The 17,182-nt window shown below is 59.2% G+C and carries 19 protein-coding genes; 6 read left to right on the forward strand and 13 right to left on the reverse strand.

Going from position 1 to position 17,182, the window contains the following annotated elements; all coding sequences use genetic code 11:
• The first annotated feature begins 147 nt into the window (after positions 1 to 147).
• Genes AC1ROI_RS05180 through AC1ROI_RS05190 form a run of 3 tightly spaced genes read left to right on the forward strand, consistent with a single transcriptional unit; the run spans position 148 to position 3,670 of the window.
• Complete coding sequence (locus AC1ROI_RS05180) at positions 148 to 1,287, forward strand: Gfo/Idh/MocA family protein (RefSeq protein WP_172962149.1); 1,140 nt, start codon at positions 148 to 150, stop codon at positions 1,285 to 1,287.
• Positions 1,284 to 2,381, forward strand: a complete 1,098-nt coding sequence (locus AC1ROI_RS05185) for a sugar phosphate isomerase/epimerase family protein (protein ID WP_077750372.1) — start codon at positions 1,284 to 1,286, stop codon at positions 2,379 to 2,381. The genes AC1ROI_RS05180 and AC1ROI_RS05185 overlap by 4 nt, the downstream gene beginning before the upstream one ends.
• A 56-nt stretch (positions 2,382 to 2,437) precedes the next feature.
• Positions 2,438 to 3,670, forward strand: coding sequence for a nucleoside permease (locus tag AC1ROI_RS05190; protein ID WP_102594904.1), 1,233 nt, complete (start codon positions 2,438 to 2,440; stop codon positions 3,668 to 3,670).
• On the opposite strand, the gene AC1ROI_RS05195 is transcribed toward AC1ROI_RS05190, so the two are convergent.
• The 4 genes from AC1ROI_RS05195 to AC1ROI_RS05210 all read right to left on the reverse strand — a co-directional run bounded on the left by AC1ROI_RS05195 (position 3,655) and on the right by AC1ROI_RS05210 (position 8,218).
• The gene (locus AC1ROI_RS05195) at positions 3,655 to 4,347 is read right to left on the reverse strand and encodes a class I SAM-dependent methyltransferase (RefSeq protein WP_102594903.1); all 693 of its coding nucleotides are present in this window, start codon (positions 4,345 to 4,347) and stop codon (positions 3,655 to 3,657) included. The two genes, AC1ROI_RS05190 and AC1ROI_RS05195, sit on opposite strands and share 16 nt — an antisense overlap.
• Positions 4,348 to 4,437: 90 nt before the next feature.
• Positions 4,438 to 4,968: a glyoxalase superfamily protein gene (locus tag AC1ROI_RS05200; protein ID WP_102594902.1), complete on the reverse strand. Its 531-nt coding sequence runs from the start codon at positions 4,966 to 4,968 to the stop codon at positions 4,438 to 4,440.
• A gap of 315 nt (positions 4,969 to 5,283) precedes the next feature.
• Entirely contained in the window at positions 5,284 to 7,539 is a 2,256-nt protein-coding gene (locus AC1ROI_RS05205) for a TonB-dependent siderophore receptor (RefSeq protein ID WP_102594901.1), read from the reverse strand.
• A 253-nt stretch (positions 7,540 to 7,792) separates the two neighbouring features.
• Positions 7,793 to 8,218 carry a hypothetical protein gene (locus AC1ROI_RS05210; RefSeq protein ID WP_083377066.1) on the reverse strand — a complete coding sequence of 142 codons (426 nt, stop codon included), beginning with the start codon at positions 8,216 to 8,218 and terminating at the stop codon, positions 7,793 to 7,795.
• A gap of 154 nt (positions 8,219 to 8,372) precedes the next feature.
• Between AC1ROI_RS05210 and AC1ROI_RS05215 the strand changes: the two genes are divergently transcribed.
• Positions 8,373 to 9,047 carry a TetR/AcrR family transcriptional regulator gene (locus AC1ROI_RS05215; protein ID WP_077750378.1) on the forward strand — a complete coding sequence of 225 codons (675 nt, stop codon included), beginning with the start codon at positions 8,373 to 8,375 and terminating at the stop codon, positions 9,045 to 9,047.
• A gap of 661 nt (positions 9,048 to 9,708) precedes the next feature.
• Here the strand turns inward: AC1ROI_RS05215 and AC1ROI_RS05220 are convergent.
• Both AC1ROI_RS05220 and AC1ROI_RS05225 read right to left on the reverse strand, forming a co-directional pair.
• Positions 9,709 to 10,401, reverse strand: coding sequence for an RES family NAD+ phosphorylase (locus AC1ROI_RS05220; protein ID WP_010459214.1), 693 nt, complete (start codon positions 10,399 to 10,401; stop codon positions 9,709 to 9,711).
• Positions 10,395 to 10,799: an antitoxin Xre-like helix-turn-helix domain-containing protein gene (locus tag AC1ROI_RS05225; RefSeq protein ID WP_077750379.1), complete on the reverse strand. Its 405-nt coding sequence runs from the start codon at positions 10,797 to 10,799 to the stop codon at positions 10,395 to 10,397. The genes AC1ROI_RS05220 and AC1ROI_RS05225 overlap by 7 nt, the downstream gene beginning before the upstream one ends.
• A 195-nt stretch (positions 10,800 to 10,994) precedes the next feature.
• Between AC1ROI_RS05225 and AC1ROI_RS05230 the strand changes: the two genes are divergently transcribed.
• Positions 10,995 to 11,465, forward strand: coding sequence for an anti-virulence regulator CigR family protein (locus AC1ROI_RS05230; RefSeq protein WP_083377063.1), 471 nt, complete (start codon positions 10,995 to 10,997; stop codon positions 11,463 to 11,465).
• A gap of 29 nt (positions 11,466 to 11,494) precedes the next feature.
• On the opposite strand, the gene AC1ROI_RS05235 is transcribed toward AC1ROI_RS05230, so the two are convergent.
• Both AC1ROI_RS05235 and AC1ROI_RS05240 read right to left on the reverse strand, forming a co-directional pair.
• Positions 11,495 to 11,929, reverse strand: a complete 435-nt coding sequence (locus AC1ROI_RS05235) for a GFA family protein (RefSeq protein WP_102594900.1) — start codon at positions 11,927 to 11,929, stop codon at positions 11,495 to 11,497.
• A 46-nt stretch (positions 11,930 to 11,975) separates the two neighbouring features.
• A complete protein-coding gene (locus AC1ROI_RS05240) occupies positions 11,976 to 12,917 on the reverse strand; it encodes a carbon-nitrogen hydrolase family protein (protein WP_102594899.1) in 942 nt (313 codons plus the stop codon).
• A gap of 104 nt (positions 12,918 to 13,021) precedes the next feature.
• Here AC1ROI_RS05240 and AC1ROI_RS05245 point away from each other — a divergent pair, with 104 nt between their 5' ends.
• Entirely contained in the window at positions 13,022 to 13,711 is a 690-nt protein-coding gene (locus AC1ROI_RS05245; RefSeq protein ID WP_010459223.1) for a winged helix-turn-helix transcriptional regulator, read from the forward strand.
• 109 nt (positions 13,712 to 13,820) lie between these two features.
• Here AC1ROI_RS05245 and AC1ROI_RS05250 read toward each other — a convergent pair whose 3' ends face one another.
• From AC1ROI_RS05250 to cydP, 5 genes are read right to left on the reverse strand one after another with little or no spacing between them, the layout of a single operon-like run.
• A complete protein-coding gene (locus tag AC1ROI_RS05250; RefSeq protein ID WP_010459225.1) occupies positions 13,821 to 14,108 on the reverse strand; it encodes a cyd operon YbgE family protein in 288 nt (95 codons plus the stop codon).
• Complete coding sequence (gene cydX, locus AC1ROI_RS05255) at positions 14,105 to 14,227, reverse strand: cytochrome bd-I oxidase subunit CydX (RefSeq protein ID WP_010459227.1); 123 nt, start codon at positions 14,225 to 14,227, stop codon at positions 14,105 to 14,107. Before cydX ends, AC1ROI_RS05250 begins: the two co-directional genes overlap by 4 nt.
• Before the next feature lie 22 nt (positions 14,228 to 14,249).
• Positions 14,250 to 15,386, reverse strand: a complete 1,137-nt coding sequence (gene cydB / locus AC1ROI_RS05260) for a cytochrome d ubiquinol oxidase subunit II (protein WP_102594898.1) — start codon at positions 15,384 to 15,386, stop codon at positions 14,250 to 14,252.
• Positions 15,379 to 16,950 carry a cytochrome ubiquinol oxidase subunit I gene (locus tag AC1ROI_RS05265; RefSeq protein WP_010459231.1) on the reverse strand — a complete coding sequence of 524 codons (1,572 nt, stop codon included), beginning with the start codon at positions 16,948 to 16,950 and terminating at the stop codon, positions 15,379 to 15,381. The genes cydB and AC1ROI_RS05265 overlap by 8 nt, the downstream gene beginning before the upstream one ends.
• A complete protein-coding gene (gene cydP, locus AC1ROI_RS05270; RefSeq protein ID WP_331460111.1) occupies positions 16,947 to 17,147 on the reverse strand; it encodes a cytochrome oxidase putative small subunit CydP in 201 nt (66 codons plus the stop codon). Before cydP ends, AC1ROI_RS05265 begins: the two co-directional genes overlap by 4 nt.
• Between the last annotated feature and the right edge of the window lie 35 nt (positions 17,148 to 17,182).

A 17,182-nucleotide genomic window follows, 5' to 3' on the forward strand; every position in this document is an offset into this window, starting at 1 on the left:
GGGGTTTGACACCTCGTCAAACAGGGCCTAGATTTCCGTCACGATGTAACCGGTTACATCGGCTTTCGGGTGCATTCCTGAAAAGCCGCCGGAAACCGCCTCAAACAGAGAAACGTTGCGATGAGTGTTGCCGTGAAAAAAATAAGAATGGGTTTTGTCGGTGGTGGGGAGGGCGCCTTCATCGGTCAGGCCCACCGTCAGGCCGCCGGGCTCGATGGCCGTTTTGAGTTGGTGTGTGGCGCGTTCAGTCGCGACGCCCGCAACAATCAGGACACCGGCGCCGCGCTGGGATTGTGCGCTTCGCGTTGCTACAGCGACTGGCGGCGGATGCTGGAGGCCGAGCGCGCGCTGCCGGTCGATCAGCGCATGGAGCTGCTGATCATTGTCACCCCCAATCACCTTCACGCGCCGATTGCCAGCCAGGCGCTGAGTGCGGGATTTCATGTGTTCAGTGAGAAACCGGCGGCGTTGAATCTGGCCGAGTTGCTGCCGCTCAAGGCTGTGCTTGAACGCAGCGATCGCCTCTATGGCCTGGCCCACACGTACCTGGGCTATCCGATGGTCTGGCAGGCGCGGCAGATGGTTCGCGACGGGGTGATCGGCTCCGTGCGCAAGGTGATTGTCGAGTACCCCCAAGGCTGGCTGAGCGAGGATGTGGCGGGGCAGGGCAACAAGCAGGCCGGCTGGCGCGACCTGCCTGAGCAGTCCGGGTTGGGCGGCTGCATCGGCGATATCGGCACCCATGCCTTTTCATTGGCCGAATTCGTGGCGGACCAGCCCATCCAGCGCCTGTGCGCGATGTTGAATACCCACGTTGCCAGCCGGCAACTGGACGACGATGCCGCGATGCTGTTCAAGATGGCTGACGGCGCGAGTGGTGTGTTGATTGCCAGCCAGGTCTGCGCGGGTGAAGAGAACCCGTTGAAAGTCCGCGTCTACGGCGACAAGGGCGGCCTGGAATGGCGTCAGGAAGAGCCGTCGAGCCTGATCCATCGTTCCCTTGACCAACCAATGCGCGTGCTGCGTTCCGGTGTCGGCCAACCCTGGTTGTGCGACGCCGCGACCCGGCGCATGCGTCTGCCGGCTGGACATCCCGAAGGCTATCTGGAAGCCATGGCCAACCTCTACGGCGATTTCGCCACGGCGATTCGCAGCAACGTCGACGGCAACGTGGCCCCCGGCGTGCCGGGCATCGACGTCGGGCTGCGCGGCATGGCCTTCATCGAAACCGTGATTGCCAGTCATCGTGGCGACACGAAATGGACCGAACTGGTCTGCCTTCAATGAACCCGGAGCACTCGCCCGTGAACCCTACTTCTCAAGCAGGCCTGCGCGGCCCGGGGATCTTCCTCGCGCAGTTCATGTCCGCCGAAGCGCCCTTCGACACCCTGGCCAATATTGCCCAGTGGGCGGCGTCGCAAGGCTACAAGGCCATTCAGTTGCCGACCTTGGGCACGCAATACATCGACCTGGCGCGCGCCGCTGAAAGCCAGGAATACTGCGACGAATTGAAGGCAGTCTGCGCTAAAGCGGGCGTCGAGATCAGCGAGTTGTCGACGCACCTGCAAGGTCAACTGGTGGCGGTGCATCCGGCGTTCGACGCCCTGTTCGACGACTTTGCCCCGGCGCATCTACGCGGCCAGCCGCAAGCACGCACCGAATGGGCCATCGAGCAGTTGAAGCTGGCAGCCCGGGCCAGTCAGCGCTTGGGACTGAAGGCCCACGCAACCTTTTCCGGTGCGCTGCTGTGGCCGTATGTCTACCCCTGGCCGCAACGCCCAAGCGGATTGGTCGAACAGGGTTTTGCCGAACTGGCCAAACGCTGGTTGCCGATTCTTGATTGCTTCGAGGAGGCCGGTGTCGACCTGTGCTACGAAATCCACCCCGGTGAAGACCTGCACGACGGCGCCTCGTTCGAGCGTTTTCTGGAGGCGGTGGATCACCATCCACGCGCCGCGATTTTGTATGACCCCAGCCATCTGCTGCTCCAGCAAATGGACTACCTGGGCTTCATCGATCGCTACCACGCGCGCATCCGCATGTTCCACGTCAAAGACGCCGAGTTCCGCCCCGATGCGCGTTCGGGCGTCTACGGCGGTTACCAGGGCTGGGTTGAGCGGCCGGGGCGTTTCCGTTCCCTGGGCGATGGCCAGATCGACTTCAAATCGATCTTCAGCAAACTGACCCAATACGACTTCAGCGGTTGGGCCGTGCTTGAGTGGGAGTGTTGCCTCAAGGACTCCGCCCAGGGTGCCGCAGAAGGGGCGGCGTTCATCGAGCGGCACATGATCAGCAAGACGCAGAAGGCCTTCGACGATTTCGCCAGCGTGCAGTCGGACGCAGGTTTCAATCGACGATTGCTGGGGTTGCCCGAGGCCTGATCAAAAAGTTATTCGCTTCTCTCTCCAACAAGAAAAACAATAAGACGGTGACTGTTATGTCCACGATGACCGCGCGCCTGAGCGCCATGATGTTCCTGCAATTCTTTATCTGGGGCGGATGGTTCGTCACCCTCGGTACGTTCCTCGCCAGTAACCTGGGCGCCAGCGGCGGGCAGATCGGCATGGCGTTCTCCACCCAGTCCTGGGGCGCGATCATCGCGCCCTTTGTGATCGGCTTGATCGCCGACCGCTTCTTCAATGCCGAACGCATCCTCGCGGTGCTGCACCTGGTGGGCGCCGTGTTGCTGTATCAGCTGTATCGAGCGCCGGACTTCAGTACGTTTTACCCTTACGTGCTGGCGTACATGATGATCTACATGCCGACCCTGGCACTGGTGAATTCAGTGGCGTTCCGGCAAATGAGCGACCCGGCCCTCGAGTTCTCCCGCATCCGCGTGTGGGGCACCATCGGCTGGATCGTGGCCGGCGTGGTCATCAGCTTTGTGTTTGCCTGGGACTCCCAGGCCCTGATTTCGTCAGGCGGGCTGCGCAACACCTTTCTGATGTCGGCGATTGCGTCTCTGGTGCTTGGCCTCTACAGCTTCACCTTGCCGCGCACCGTGCCACTGAAACCTGAGGTGGGCCGCAGCGGCCTCAAGCAAATGCTCGGGCTGGATGCGTTGAGTTTGCTGAAGGACCGCAGTTACCTGGTGTTCTTCGTCGCCTCCATTCTGATCTGCATTCCGTTGGCGTTTTATTACCAGAATGCCAATCCGTTTCTGGCGGAAATCGGCGTAACCAACCCAACGGCGAAAATGGCCATCGGGCAGGTTTCCGAAGTGCTGTTCATGCTGCTTCTGCCGCTGTTCATTCACCGCTTCGGGATCAAGATTGCGCTTTTGGTGGGGATGTTGGCGTGGGCCTTGCGCTACTTGCTGTTCGCCTACGGTAACAATGGCGACCTGGCATTCATGTTGTTTACCGGCATCGCCTTGCACGGTATCTGCTACGACTTCTTCTTCGTGTCCGGCCAGATCTACACCGACGCCAAAGCACCGGAGCGTTTCAGAAGCTCGGCCCAAGGGCTCATTACTTTGGCGACCTATGGCCTGGGCATGCTGATCGGCTTCTGGGTCGCAGGGCAGGTGACCGACCACTATGCGCTGACGGGCAGCCATGACTGGAAGAGCATCTGGTTGTTTCCGGCGGGGTTCGCCCTGGCGATCTTTTTCTGCTTTGCGCTGGCGTTCAAGGGGCGGCACGCCGCGGTTGTTCAATCGACCGTCTGAACAACGCCTTGCCCGCTTTCGGCCACCAACAGCAACGACTGCGGCACCGGACTTTGCGGGTGCTGCGGCTCTTGCAGGACGGCCAGCCGAAAGCCGGCCATGTCCAGCGCATTCAGCCAGCTGGACAAGGTGCGGAAGTACCACGGCATGGGCTGCCACTGGCCCTTGAACCCGGCAAAGGTTTCTTCCCGCCAGCCATCCTGATAGTCGCCTGCCGCGACAGCCCACGGGTGCAGTGTCTGGATCACCAGTGCACCACCAGGGCGGAGCAGGGCGTTCATGGCGGCGAGCAGCGGAATGATGTCCTGGTGCAACAGGGCGAAGTTGGCGCAGATCAGGTCGTAGTCGCGGCCGATGTTCACCTTGGCCTCCACCAATTCTTCATAGCTCGCCACATGCACCTGTGATGACCCCGACGCCCGCGCCGCGTCGACCAGCGTCGCATCGCCATCCACACCGACGGCCGTGATGCCCCGTTGAGCCAGCGCGCGCAGCAACCAGCCCTCGCCGCATCCGAGGTCGAGCACGCGCTCGGGTTGGCGGCCCAGCACGGCCAGCAGGATGGCCTGGTCGGTCACCGTGAGGCGGCTTTCGATGGCGCCGCTGCGGATGGCTGCGATCCAGGCGTGGGCGTTGTGGTGCCAGCTGTCGAGGAGGGTGGATTCGGAGGCGGGCATGTTGGCGTCTGGCGTGGTGGGTTGGTTAGAAGGATAGGACACGTATCAAGGAAACGGGCTGAGTCACCCCAGCCCGCCAGGCAGGCAGGATCAGCTTTGGCAGAATCGAATGCGATTGCCGAAGGGGTCATGGACTTCCAACACTTGCCCCCAACCTTGCTGAACGATATCTGGCCGTCCGTAACCGTAGCGTTTGCCCTGTAATTCGTCGCGCAACAGTTCGATATTGTGCATCGGGACAAATATCGTCGATCCCGGGCTCGCATCGCCATGATGTTCGGAAAGATGGAGCTGCAGACCGTTTCGGTTGATGCCCAGGTACAGCGGTAGATCTGCTTCGAAGCGGTGCTCGAATTCGACGCTGAAGCCTAGAAAATCAAGGTAGAACTCGCGCGCCTTGGTTTCGTCAAACATCCGCAGTATCGGGATGGCTCTGTCGAAGGTAATGGCGGGTTGATCAGGTTCCTGGGGAAGCGTCGCAGACGCTGTGTTCCAGTCCTTGTAGCCCAGTTGATGCGCGACCAGCTCAAGCGCGGTTGAGTGAGACGTCGCTTGATTGCGCGCCTCAAGCGAGGCACGCAGCCTCTTGGCCATCTGCTTGGCTTGTTCGATTGAAAACATCGCTCCTCCTGTAGCCAAGGCATTCTGGTGCTCGCGTTGCCAAACCTAGGCTCTCAAGAGATACGACAGGATTTGGGGGGAGAAGCAATGCTTTCACCTTTCCCTTCGGGAGCGAGCGGCGGGCAGCATCGGCCCGGGACTGATGATACACAGCGGTCAATGAGTGCGGAAGTCAAGAGCAGGTGAACGAGAGAATGGGCTATTTATTCGACATGAGGCGAGGACGCTTTCGTGTTTGTCTGTCGTCAAAAAGCGCAACACCGGCGCAAGGCCGGTGTTGTGTCAGCAGAGTGCAGCGCCACCCGATCGGGTGCCTTAGAAGCGGTATTTCGCCGAAGCCGTAATGCTACGCGGTGCACCGTATGTCAGGGCGCCGTAGGCATCGAAGATGTCGAAGTACTTCTCGTCGGTGACGTTGTTGGCATTCACCTGGCCCGAGAGGTTTTCGGTGAACTCGTAGCGAGCCATCAGGTTGACCAGGGCATAGGCATCCTGCTGGATTTTTTCGGAGTTGCCGGCCGGGTTGACGGCGTAGGTGTAGATCGAATCCTGCCAGTTAACCCCGCCGCCAATGGTCAGCTTGTTGAACGCCCCTGGCAGACGGTAGGTGGTAAAGGTGCGCAGCAACTTGGTCGGGTACAGCGTGTTGACGTCGTCGCCGTTGGCATCTTCGGCCGTGAACTGGGTGTAACCCATCGATGCATTCCAGTCCGTTGCGAGCTCGCCGGAAACTTCCAGCTCGAAACCCTTGCTGGTCGCGCCTTCACTCGCCTCGTAGGCGAAGCCGCCGACCGGGTTTGAAGGATCGATCAGCGCGCCGGTGTTCTGGCCCAGGTTGTCTTGTTTGATCTGGAAAACCGCTGCGGAGGCGTTCAAGCGGCCACCGAAGTACTCACCCTTCAGGCCCAATTCAGTGCTCTCGCCAACGATCGGTTCCAATGCCTGGCCACTGCGGTCGCGTACCGATTGCGGCAGGAAAATTTCTGTGTAGCTGGCATAAGCCGAAAGGTTGTCGGTGAGGTCGTAGACAATACCTGCATAGGGTGTCAGCTCATGATCGACATCGATCTTGCTCACTTCCGAGAAGACGTCATCACTGGTCTTCTCGTACCAGCTTTCACGCGCGCCAAGGATCACTTTCAAATCGTCGGTCACGTTCAGGCGGGTTGCCGCGTACAGGCCCTTCTGGCGGGTCTCGCTGTAACCGTAGTCGGTCCTCGGGCCCCATACCGGTTCTGCGAAATTACCGTTGTAGGAATCGAAATCGGCGACACCGCCAAAGCCTGTTTGCGCGTCGAGTGAATCGGCGTCGAACTTCTGCTTGCTGTCCACATAGCCGAAGGCCAATTCGTGCTCGCGCCCCAGGAACGAGAACGGGCCATTGAAGCGGATGCCGTAGTCGTCCTGGGTGGTCTCGGTCTTGTAGGTCGCCGGGAACGAAGACATCGCGGAGCTGCCGTTCCTGCCTGGATTGCCGGACAGGTACAGCAGGGAAGAGTCGCCGGTGCGTTCGCCACGGTTGTAGCTCAGATTGACTTGCCAGTCGTTGGCAAAGGTGTGATCAAGATTGACGAAGTAGGTCTCGTAGGTCGTGTCCCACTTGCTCCATTTGGCGGAGGTCGACTTCGAGCGGCTCCAGTTGGTGCGGCCGCCGTCTGCGTACCAGACTGGCAGGCCTCCCCACATCGGCGAGTCGGCGTTGCTTTCTTGCCGGCTCAAGCCGAACCAGAGCGTGGTGTCGGGCGTCAGGTCGATATCCATCGTGCCATAGAGGGTCTGGCGCTTGTTCGAGTTCATATCGATCCACGTGTCGCCCTCGTTGGTCTCCCCGACCAGCCGCGCGCGAACGGTGCCTTCCTCGTTTAGCGCCGTGGACACATCAGCCTCGACGCCGTAGGTGTCCCAGGTGCCGGCGCTCAGTTCTACAGAACCCTTCAGGTCTTTACTGTTGGCGCGCTTGCGCACCATGTTGATGGAGGCGGATGGATCGCCGGCACCGGTCATCAGACCGTTGGCGCCGCGTACTACTTCGACGCGGTCATACATGGCCAGGCTGCTGAAAATTTCCCCCGAACTCCATGGCTGCTCGTAGATGGTGGGCACGCCATCGATCATCAGCGAGTTGAGCTCAAACCCTCGGGCGTTGAACTGCGCCCGGCTGGTCTCGTAGCGGTTGACCGACACACCGGTGGCATTGTTGACCACGTCGAGGATCGTATGCAGATCCTGGTCCTGTATGCGTTGCTGGGTGATGACGCTGACCGACTGCGGCGTCTCCCGCAGCGACATGCTCAACGGCGTGGCCGTGCGCGCAGCCTCCGTCGTGTAAGAGTTGGTGTCTTCGGTGACGGCACTGCGTTCGCGAATGGCCGTCTCAGTGATCGCGATAGGGGCCAAGGTCACAGAGCTTCCAGTCTCCGTCTGCTCAGTCTGTTCCGCCGCCTGCAAGGAGGGCGCAGTGATGGCGATACCGGCTGCCAGCATGTGCACTGCGAGCGCCAGGGGGCGCAGGGTCGAAGGCATGCGCGGCGTCACGGAGGTTTGTGTACACAGGGAGATGGGGGCGGTCATGCGAACACTCATTTGATTTTGCTGTTATTGAGAATCCGTATCATACGCAATGGAAATTGATTCTGGAATAGGATTTATACTCATTTGAGATGGTTTATCAAATGAGATGTGTCCAGCGCATTGCGTGCACGCCTGGAGCGAGGCTGCATCGGCCGTTGACACAGGCTTGATCATGACGGAGGCAGCAATCGATCCGAGGCAGAGTCACCCCGGACCGATACGCTGCCCAAAAAGCGGGGACGTGTCTGGCGCGTCAAGACAGGCGCGATTCGCCTGTCGGGCTGCTCAGGTACACGGTTGTCACACCGATGCGCGAGAACACCAGCCACACAAACAGCAGCACACTGCAACCGATGAGGAGCGAGGCGACGCCAATCAACGGCTCGACTGACGGGAAGCCCTTGAGCCGCAGCGTCAGCGCGCCGAGCATCAGCGGGACGCCAAGGTTGTATATCCAGAACTGCGCTGCGGCCACGCGCCCTTCGGTGATGGACGGGTGGGCTGTGCCGATGATGCCGAACAGGGCCATCGACACCCATCCCAACAGATTGATATGGGCATGTACCGCGAAGAGCGAATGATCGCCGGAAGCGCCCATCGCCACGCCCAGCATTACGCCAATGGCAAAGTAGAGGGCAGCGAGCCGAAACCAGGTCCGGGAACGGGGGTTGTGATTCATGGCATTCACCTCATGCGCCCTGGGGCGCGTTCAGTTGCTCAAACAATTGATTTGAAGTCGTCAGGCGCTCCTGCGGGCGACTTCTTGTGGGTTGGATATCGAGTGTCTATTATGAGACTCGTGTCTCACGACAAGACAGGATCTCATTTACTCCATGCCAATTTCCAAGTCAAGCCCGTCCAGCGGAGACGGCGATCAGGGCCGCGACAACCAGAAGCGCCGCACGCGTCAGGCGCTGATCGATGCCGCCATCGCCTTGCGCGACGAGGGCCATAACCCGACGGTTGCGCAAGTGGCCGAGCGGGCGATGGTGTCGCGCGCCACGGCGTATCGCTACTTTCCCTCGACGGAGGCGTTGATCAGCGAGACGGCGGCAGACCGAGACATGACGCCGCTGGAGCAGATCTGGCGGCCGGGGGACGATCCGGTAAAGGGCATCGGTCTGGCGGCGAACGCGTTGAACAAACTGTTGATCGACGACGAGATCGGCCTGCACGTGATGGAACGTTCGTTCATGACGGTGTGGCTCGAAAACGAATCCCGTGAGGCACTGCGACCAGGCCGACGCATGAGCTACATCGAGCCGATTGTCGACTCGCTGAAGGACGTGCTCTCACCTCGGGCGCGAAAGCGATTGAAGCAGGCGCTGTCGATCGTCATGGGCACCGAGGCGTTGATCGCCGTGCGCGATATCAGCCGCGCGAGCGTAGCAGAATCACTCGACGCCGCCGCCTGGGCGGCTCGGGCGCTGGTGCGTCAGGCACTGGCGGAGGATGAAGAGGCACGACGAAAACGCAACGCTTCGAGCGCGCGGTCTTCGGCTCCTTGACACCGCATATCCCTAAACTGCCTGTGATCCGGGCTGATACCGATCAAACGTAAAGACGGCGGCGTCTCGCTGGTCAATGGAAAACCGCAACGATAATTCGCCACAGCCTCCAAGGACGGTGCTTTGAATCACATCAACACCTGCGCGTCTCAAACATCCACCATCGTGTCGCCCTTGGTTTGGTTGTCGGTATTGGCAAGCGTGCTCATCGCCGGCTGTTCCAGTCCGCCTCCACCGGTCACCCCGGTCTACCGCGATCTCTGCCTGGAGGCTGGCCCTGTCAACAGCGCGGTCTAAGATACGTGTGTGCAAGATCGGGAACTCGACAAAGCCTTGGCATACAAAGCACTTTCGAAGATCTCGGGCCCTCTTTCCGGCACAGACACCCGAAGCACCGATGCTTTCATCGTTCGGGCACAGGCCGCCTTGGCACCGACCGGACCATACCCTGTCGAGTTGAGCGCAGGCAAAGAACCCGCGTGGCACGCCGACGAGCTCACGGGAGATAACCTGCATCGGGAAATCCGGATCACGCCAAAACGGTGCGTGGAGTGATGTAAACCTGGGTGCAAACCGGTGGTAACGCCCGCCCAATACGACAATGGGCAGGCCCGTGCAACGCAGCTTCAGCGTAATTTGATCAGACGATCAGACGATCGTTTCAAGCCTCGCTGATCTTGCTGACACTGGTGACCTGACCATTCCAGACCATCTCGTAATGCGCTGTTTGAATGATTGATAGAACCGGCTTGGGCGTCATCAGCGCCCAGCAATAACTGCCTTGCATCCGCACCGAGTGGTAACGAATCCCTGGACAGCGCGCCTCTTTGACGGACCTGCCCAAGCGCCGCGAGTGTGTGTAGTCGTCAGGGTCATAAACCGGATCAGTCAGCGCAATGGCAGCAGCGTCTTTCATTGCCACATCCACGAAGGCGCAGGACAACCCCCGGAACACAAACCGCTCATAATTGAGGCTCGGCACATTTGACCAATAAAGACTCTGGTGATGCCGAACCTCGGCCAATGCCGTGTCCATGGAGTCCGCCAGGTACAACACCCCAAAACGGCCATCGCTGAACCGCGAACCCGCCGGGTTGACGTGAGTAAACGGCGCCGTCGCATAAGAGCAGCCAGGGATGCCGAACGGGATTTGATCCCGCGCAATCAACTCAAGATGACCCACTTCATTTTTCAGCCGGGGATTGGTCAGCGCCTGAATCTGATACAGCACCTCAAACTCGTCCGCATCCGCCACATCATCAAACATCGCAATCGGTGGAAACTTCGAATTGACCAGGCGATAAGCCTGCAATTGCTCACCGGCCAGTTCTGCCAGTTCGCTCACCGTCACCATTGCGCACCACGCAGCACGTCAATGCGCTTGAAGGTTTCATACAAGGAAATCATGTCGCCCTGAGCCATGATCTCCAGCGGACTGCGCCCATTGAAAAACTCGTTGTGGTTGGCCATCGACGGAAAGCCGTAGACGTTGTCCGGGTTGTCGAAGACCAGGCGCAATGCGGCGTGGATGTTGAGCACGAAGCTGATGCGTTGCATCTGGTCTGAATCGAGCGTCACGGACCATGCGGGATCGCGCTGCCGGGCGCGGGTGTAGGTGCTGCGGGAAATGCGCAGGATGCGACAGGCCTGATCGCTGGAGGCGCTCCACTTTTCGAGGATGCCGACGGCAGCGCGCAGGCCTGTTACGCATTGGGCTTTGGTAAAGGCTTGTTCCTGGAGGGGGACTGCCATATTCAATAGCTCTTTCTGAATCTGTAGATTCGAAGATAGGTTTAATGAATCTATAGAGCAAGTCTGCTTCGACCAATGGACATTGAAGTCATTGTTATCGGTTAAATACTTTTGGCGACGCGAAGGGAACCAATCTCCTCAATAACGACTAAATTTTAACGAGGGATATTTCCCCCTTACTGAAGGAACGACCCAATGTTCACATCACGCTCATTGATTGCCGCTGTTACAAGTCTTGCATTGGTCTGCGGCTCGGCAACGGCATTGGCCGATCCAGGTAATGGAAAGGGCCAGGGGAACGGCAAGGGAAACCCGCAAAACGGCCAGGCCCATGGCAACCAGGGAGGCCAGGCCGGCCAAGGCAAAAACACCGGGGGCGGCGAATGGGGTCATGGCCCGAGTATCAATCACAACAGTATTCTGGGGATTGTCGGCGGCTATCGGGACTACTGGAGCCCCGGCCCTGCGTTGCCACCTGGCATCCAAAAGAACCTCGCGCGCGGTAAGCCGCTGCCCCCCGGCATTGCCAAAAAACTGGATGGCCGCCTGGTTGGCAGGCTGCCTCATTACGACGGATACGAATGGCAGCAAGCGGGGACCGATTTGATCTTGGTGGCGCTGGCCACCGGGCTGATTTATGAAGTGTTGAACGGTGCGTTTGATTAACGCTTGAATCAGCGTTCAGCCTCGCTGTGCTATTCCTCCACGCTGATACCCGATCCGCCTAACTCGCCGGGAACATCCTTCAGCTTCGGCAATCCATCCTTGAGCCGCAGCACCGTCTCCTGATAGTGCACGTGGACAGCCGGCGAGTACGCGAGATCCGGAATGACCGCGGCATACACGTCAATCAGCCCCATCTCGGGGTGGTCCGTAAAGAGGTGCCCGCCACACGTCTTGCACCATTTGCGGTAGCTGCGCGGTGTCTTGTTGTAGGTGCCGATGTTGTCGGCACCCCGAGTCACTTGCACCGCGTCGGGTTTCCACAGCGTGAAGGCATTGACCGGTCCTGCTGACCAATGCCGACACGACTCGCAATGGCAATAGCCCATTGCGGCCGGTTCACCGCTGACGGTGAACTCGACTGCGCCGCAGAAACAACTGCCTTTGTACGACCGTTCAATGCTCATGGCATGACTCCTTTATCAATGGCCGATACAGCACGGATGCCTGTCTTCACTCGTCGATGTAGCGAACCGGTATCGCTGGCGAGCGCCGCACGTGCAGTTCGAAAATGTCAGGGCGCGCGTAATGCCCGGTGACGTCGAGCGCCCGTCGCGCCGGCGCCACGAGTGCGACGTCAATGTCCGCATACAGAATGCCGGCCTCCCGATGCAAGGGGCCGGCCACAATCCGGCCTTGAGGACTGACCACCACCGAGTCGCCATCGTTGATCCATTCGTCCGGATCGGCAAACAGTTGCATACGCGCTGGAAAGTCCTCGGGAATGTCACTGCCGCGCAGCGCGGTGCCGCTGCCGAGCACCCAACAGCGGCCTTCAAGTGCAATGTGCCGCATCGTGCTGATCCAGCCTTCGCCGGTGTCGTAGGTGGGCGCGATATAGATCTCCACCCCTTGGGCATACAGGGAATAGCGCGCCAGCGGCATGTAGTTTTCCCAGCAGATCAGCGCACCGACGCGGCCGACCGGTGTATCGACCGCACGCAACCCGGACGCATCACCGAAGCCATGCACCATGCGTTCCGGATTGGTCGGCATCAGCTTGCGATGGCGGTTGAGCACTGCGCCATCCGCACCGATAACGACTACGCTGTTATAGAGCGTGCCGCCTCCCGTAGATCGGTCGCATTCATTGATGCCACACACAATCGTCACGGCGTGAACCCTGGCGGCTTCGCATAATTCGCCCAGATCACCGTTGGCGATATCGACCGCGTTGGCCAGCAGCCGCGTGTGCAACTGGCCCATGACAGCCCCGTCCTTGCCCGCCGCCAGTCGCCAGATCCACGACGGGTAACCGGGAATGAACGATTCGGGCAAAACGATCAGCGAGGCGCCTGCTGCCGCCGCCTCGGCGACCGATTGCACGGCCCGGGCGATCGTCGCGCTGCTATCGAGCAGCACGGGCGGGCGCTGAATGATGGCTACCTTGGTCATGGCGTTCTCCATTGGCTTTTGGCTTTCGAAGGCTTGAGCGTGCGCGTGGCGAAGGGGCCGGGCTAGTTCAAAAAGTGAAGCGTTGCAGTTGCGGAGTCCAGGCAATGGAAGAGAGCTACGGCCAGTTCTGCACAGTCGCCCGCGGTGCTGAAGCCCTGTGCGAGCGCTGGACACCGTTGGTGGTGCGCGAGCTGCTGTGCGGCAGCAAACGCTTTAACGAACTGCACCGTGGCGTCCCCCGAATGTCCACCAATCTGCTGGCACAACGGCTACGCCATCTGGAAGACATCGGCGTCGTACACCGCACGGCCACCGGCAAAGTCTGGGAGTACAGCCTGACCGCGGCGGGCGAGGAACTGCGCCCCATCATCATGGCGCTGGGGCACTGGGGAGCGCGCTGGATCGGCAGTCGCCTGCGCGATGACCAACTCGACGCCGGCCTGCTGATGTGGGATGTGCGGCGGTTCGTGCGCATTGAGACGTTTCCGTCGCGACCGGTAGTCATCCAGTTCACGTTCCGCGACGCGCGGCCCGGCGAGCAAGCGTGGTGGCTGGTGGTGGAGCAGGGCGTGGCGGATCTATGCCGCGATGACCCGGGCCGCGAGCTGACGCTGGTGGTGGACTCCAGCGTGCGCGCGTTGACCGAAGTGTGGGCGGGCGACCGCACACCGCGGGAGGTGCTTGAGTCGCAAGAGCTGCGTGTGGATGGCGCGGTGAAGGACGCGGAAAACCTGTGGCGCTGGCTGGGGACGAGTGCGTTTGCGGGGACCAGGAGGGCGGCAGTCACTCGTTAGCTTGGCGAAATAACCATCAGTGATCGAGCGGCGCTGGCCGATCTGAGCATGATCTGACCGGCCTCAGTTCCTTATGTTGAAGACTCAGATCAAATCGTGTCGTCAGTCCTCACTGTAGAAACTTTACCCAGCCAGCAACGGCAAGTAACACGAAACAAGTCCAGCCTGAGAGAAGCCAGCGCCAGACGAGCATCCGCGGGACAAAACCCACACCTTTCACAAAGGCCACGCTCATGGCTGCGAATAATGCTGTAGCCAGCGCGTGGTCAGGCTTCCCGTCAGGAGCGGCCATCATGGGAGGATAGAGCGTACAAGCGAGCATGATTGCTAAAGCGATCACCAAACTCGGCAAATGAAGGTGTGAGGTTGGTTGAGGGTTAGCGACGCGCGGCATCATGACAGCGTCTCGTCGTTGTCGCTCAAGGCTCGGCCAACTTCGTTCTCGCCCCACATCGCGTTCAATATAGCCAGTAGCAATGCAAAACCGACCCCCAGCATCCAGGCGAAATACCACATGTTCATTACTCCTTTGCCGGCACTAATAGGCGGAATGTTCGTTGGCTTTGATCTGTGCAACGGTGATCTTGCCCCGCATGACGCGATACGCCCACGAGGTATAAAGCACAATCAGTGGCATGAAGATCAACGCGGCCCAGAACATGATGGCCAGGCTTAAGTGACTGGCGACGCTGTCCCACACGGTAAGACTTGCCTCAGGCATCGTTGATGACGGCATGACGAACGGAAACATCGATACGCCGGCCGTGCAGATAACACCGATGACTGAAAGCGATGACGCAATAAACGCTGAAAGTGTATGGCGCGCCATCAACAGCACGGCGGCACCTGCTGCGCCGATCAATCCCAGTGCGGGCAGCAGCCACAGCAAAGGATAATGGCCATAGTTGGCCATCCAGGCTCCCGCTTCGCGCACCACGGACTTGCTGAGAATGTCAGGCAGTCCTGCCGTATCAACTACCGATGTAATGCGATAGCCATCAATCCATTGCAGCCAGATGCCGGCAACGATAAATGAACACACGAGCACGATCGCTGCACCCACCCCGCCTTTGATTGCCCTCGCCTGGATAACCCCTTCAGTGCGATGTGCCAGATAAGCACCACCTTGCAGGGTGATCATTGCGCTGCTTACAACGCCGGTGAGTAACGCGAAGGGGTTGAGCAGTTGCCAGAAGCTGCCGGTGTAGGTCGAAACCAGCAGGTCGTTAAAGTGGAACGGCACACCTTGCAGCAGGTTGCCAAACGCAATCCCGAACACCAGAGGCGGCACTGCTCCACCCACAAAGAGTCCCCAATCCCAAGTACTGCGCCAGGTGGAGTTGTGGATCTTGCTGCGATAGTCAAAACCCACCGGGCGGAAGAACAGCGCCCAGAGGACCAGAATCATCGCCCAGTAGAATCCGCTGAATGCGGTGGCATACACCACAGGCCACGCCGCAAACAATGCGCCACCCGCAGTAATGAACCAGACCTGATTACCATCCCAATGCGGACCGACGGTATTGATAACGACGCGCCGCTCCATGTCATTGCGGCCGACAAAGGGCAGCAGCGTGCCGACCCCCATGTCGTGGCCATCCATGATGGCGAAGCCGATCAGCAATACACCGACCAGCACCCACCAGATAATTTTCAGGGTGAAGTAATCAAGCATGGTGGAGTTCCTTCAAATGGGCATCGTGTACATAACGGCCAGTACCGAGGCTGCCAGGACCTTGACGGGCAAACTTGACCATCAGGAACATTTCAACCACCAGCAGCACGGTGTAGAAAACGATGAATCCCGCCAGCGAGCCATAGAGGTTGTTGACGCTAAGCGTGGATACGCTCATGTGGGTCGGCAGCACGCCGTAAATGGTCCAGGGCTGGCGGCCGTATTCAGCGACGAACCAGCCCAGCTCGCAGGCAATCCATGGCGCAGGCAGCATGCAGAGCGCCCAACGCAGTAACCAGCGGCGTCGTGTGCAGGTCGACTTCAAGGTGCTCCAAAAGGCAAGTCCGAATAGCACAAGCATGGCAAAACCTAGCGCGACCATTATCCGGAACCCCCAGAACATAGGTGTCACGCGCGGTACGGTATCGTTTACGGCCTTTTCGATAATGGCCGGCGTGGCCTGGTTGACGTCCTCGACATACTTCTTGAGCAACAGGCCAAAGCCCAGATCGGTTTTGTATTCATCGAATGTCTTCAGAGCTGCCGAATCGGTGCGATTGGCTCTGACGGCTTCAAGGGCATTGACGGCGGTAATTCCTCGGAGAATACGAGCGCGGTTCTTTTCTTTGATCTCATGAATGCCTGGAATCTGCTTGCTGACTGATCGTGTGCCAATCAGGCCCATCAGCCACGGCACTTCAACTTCCCAGTTATTTTTGGACTCGGCTTCATTAATACTGGCCACCAATGTCAGGCCAGCCGGAGCAGGCTTCGTTTCCCACATGGCCTCCATGGCTGCCATCTTGGTTTGCTGCGCCTCACCCACCGTGTAACCCGACTCGTCACCCAACACGATCACGCTCAGCACTGATGCGAGACCAAAGGCCGCCGCCACCCGGAAACTGCGTTTGGCAAACTCGACATCACGATTCTTGAGCAAGTACCAACTGGAAATCGACAGCACAAACATCGAACCGGTGACGTAGCCGGCTGAGACGGTGTGCACAAACTTGGCCTGTGCTACCGGATTGAAAACCACTGCCCAAAAATCAACCATCTCCATGCGCATGGTGATGTAACTGAATTCTGAACCCACCGGGTTCTGCATCCAGCCATTGGCGATCAGAATCCACAAGGCTGAAAGGTTTGTACCAATCGCCATCAGCAGCGTGACCAGCAAGTGGTGCTCTTTCTTCAGACGATCCCAACCAAAAAAGAACAGGCCGATCATGGTCGATTCAAGAAAGAACGCCATCATGCCCTCGATCGCCAGTGGGGCTCCGAAGATGTCGCCGACGTAATGCGAGTAATACGCCCAGTTGGTACCGAACTGAAATTCCAGGGTGATGCCCGTAGTCACTCCCAGGGCGAAGTTGATGCCGAACAACTTGCCCCAGAAGCGCGTCATGTCTTTCCAGATAACATTACCGGTCATCACATAGACACTTTCCATGATGACCAGCAGCCAGACCATGCCAACCGTGAGCGGTACAAAAAGAAAGTGATAAAGCGCAGTGGCTGCAAACTGCAGCCGAGACAAATCCACCAGGTGTTCTGAAATCACTTGCTTGCCCCTTGAGTCGAGGTAGGTACACCGAAACGGTTTCCGATGGTGTTCGAGTCGACACTGACGTGCGAATCCCGGATGAACAGCCACCACAGCACTGTCAGCACCAGTAGCTTGATCACTACTGCTGTGAGCAGATGGCGTCGCAGTCGTTTGTCGGAAATGGTCATGACTATGCAGTTAGCACACGGCATGCCAAGGGGGAGAGGTAAGTTTTTATCGTTTTAAA

The organism is Pseudomonas sp. GW823-FHT02C02, from assembly GCF_058797635.1.

What these genes read in the sequence shown, in the direction of transcription:
- AC1ROI_RS05180 (WP_172962149.1), top strand. Translation starts at nt 148, where the DNA reads ATGGGTTTTGTCGGTGGTGGGGAGGGCGCCTTCATCGGTCAGGCCCAC.
- AC1ROI_RS05185 (WP_077750372.1), top strand. Translation starts at nt 1,284, where the DNA reads ATGAACCCGGAGCACTCGCCCGTGAACCCTACTTCTCAAGCAGGCCTG.
- AC1ROI_RS05190 (WP_102594904.1), top strand. Translation starts at nt 2,438, where the DNA reads ATGTCCACGATGACCGCGCGCCTGAGCGCCATGATGTTCCTGCAATTC.
- AC1ROI_RS05195 (WP_102594903.1), bottom strand. Translation starts at nt 4,347, where the DNA reads ATGCCCGCCTCCGAATCCACCCTCCTCGACAGCTGGCACCACAACGCC.
- AC1ROI_RS05200 (WP_102594902.1), bottom strand. Translation starts at nt 4,968, where the DNA reads ATGTTTTCAATCGAACAAGCCAAGCAGATGGCCAAGAGGCTGCGTGCC.
- AC1ROI_RS05205 (WP_102594901.1), bottom strand. Translation starts at nt 7,539, where the DNA reads ATGACCGCCCCCATCTCCCTGTGTACACAAACCTCCGTGACGCCGCGC.
- AC1ROI_RS05210 (WP_083377066.1), bottom strand. Translation starts at nt 8,218, where the DNA reads ATGAATCACAACCCCCGTTCCCGGACCTGGTTTCGGCTCGCTGCCCTC.
- AC1ROI_RS05215 (WP_077750378.1), top strand. Translation starts at nt 8,373, where the DNA reads ATGCCAATTTCCAAGTCAAGCCCGTCCAGCGGAGACGGCGATCAGGGC.
- AC1ROI_RS05220 (WP_010459214.1), bottom strand. Translation starts at nt 10,401, where the DNA reads ATGGTGACGGTGAGCGAACTGGCAGAACTGGCCGGTGAGCAATTGCAG.
- AC1ROI_RS05225 (WP_077750379.1), bottom strand. Translation starts at nt 10,799, where the DNA reads ATGGCAGTCCCCCTCCAGGAACAAGCCTTTACCAAAGCCCAATGCGTA.
- AC1ROI_RS05230 (WP_083377063.1), top strand. Translation starts at nt 10,995, where the DNA reads ATGTTCACATCACGCTCATTGATTGCCGCTGTTACAAGTCTTGCATTG.
- AC1ROI_RS05235 (WP_102594900.1), bottom strand. Translation starts at nt 11,929, where the DNA reads ATGAGCATTGAACGGTCGTACAAAGGCAGTTGTTTCTGCGGCGCAGTC.
- AC1ROI_RS05240 (WP_102594899.1), bottom strand. Translation starts at nt 12,917, where the DNA reads ATGACCAAGGTAGCCATCATTCAGCGCCCGCCCGTGCTGCTCGATAGC.
- AC1ROI_RS05245 (WP_010459223.1), top strand. Translation starts at nt 13,022, where the DNA reads ATGGAAGAGAGCTACGGCCAGTTCTGCACAGTCGCCCGCGGTGCTGAA.
- AC1ROI_RS05250 (WP_010459225.1), bottom strand. Translation starts at nt 14,108, where the DNA reads ATGATGCCGCGCGTCGCTAACCCTCAACCAACCTCACACCTTCATTTG.
- cydX (WP_010459227.1), bottom strand. Translation starts at nt 14,227, where the DNA reads ATGTGGTATTTCGCCTGGATGCTGGGGGTCGGTTTTGCATTGCTACTG.
- cydB (WP_102594898.1), bottom strand. Translation starts at nt 15,386, where the DNA reads ATGCTTGATTACTTCACCCTGAAAATTATCTGGTGGGTGCTGGTCGGT.
- cydP (WP_331460111.1), bottom strand. Translation starts at nt 17,147, where the DNA reads ATGCCGTGTGCTAACTGCATAGTCATGACCATTTCCGACAAACGACTG.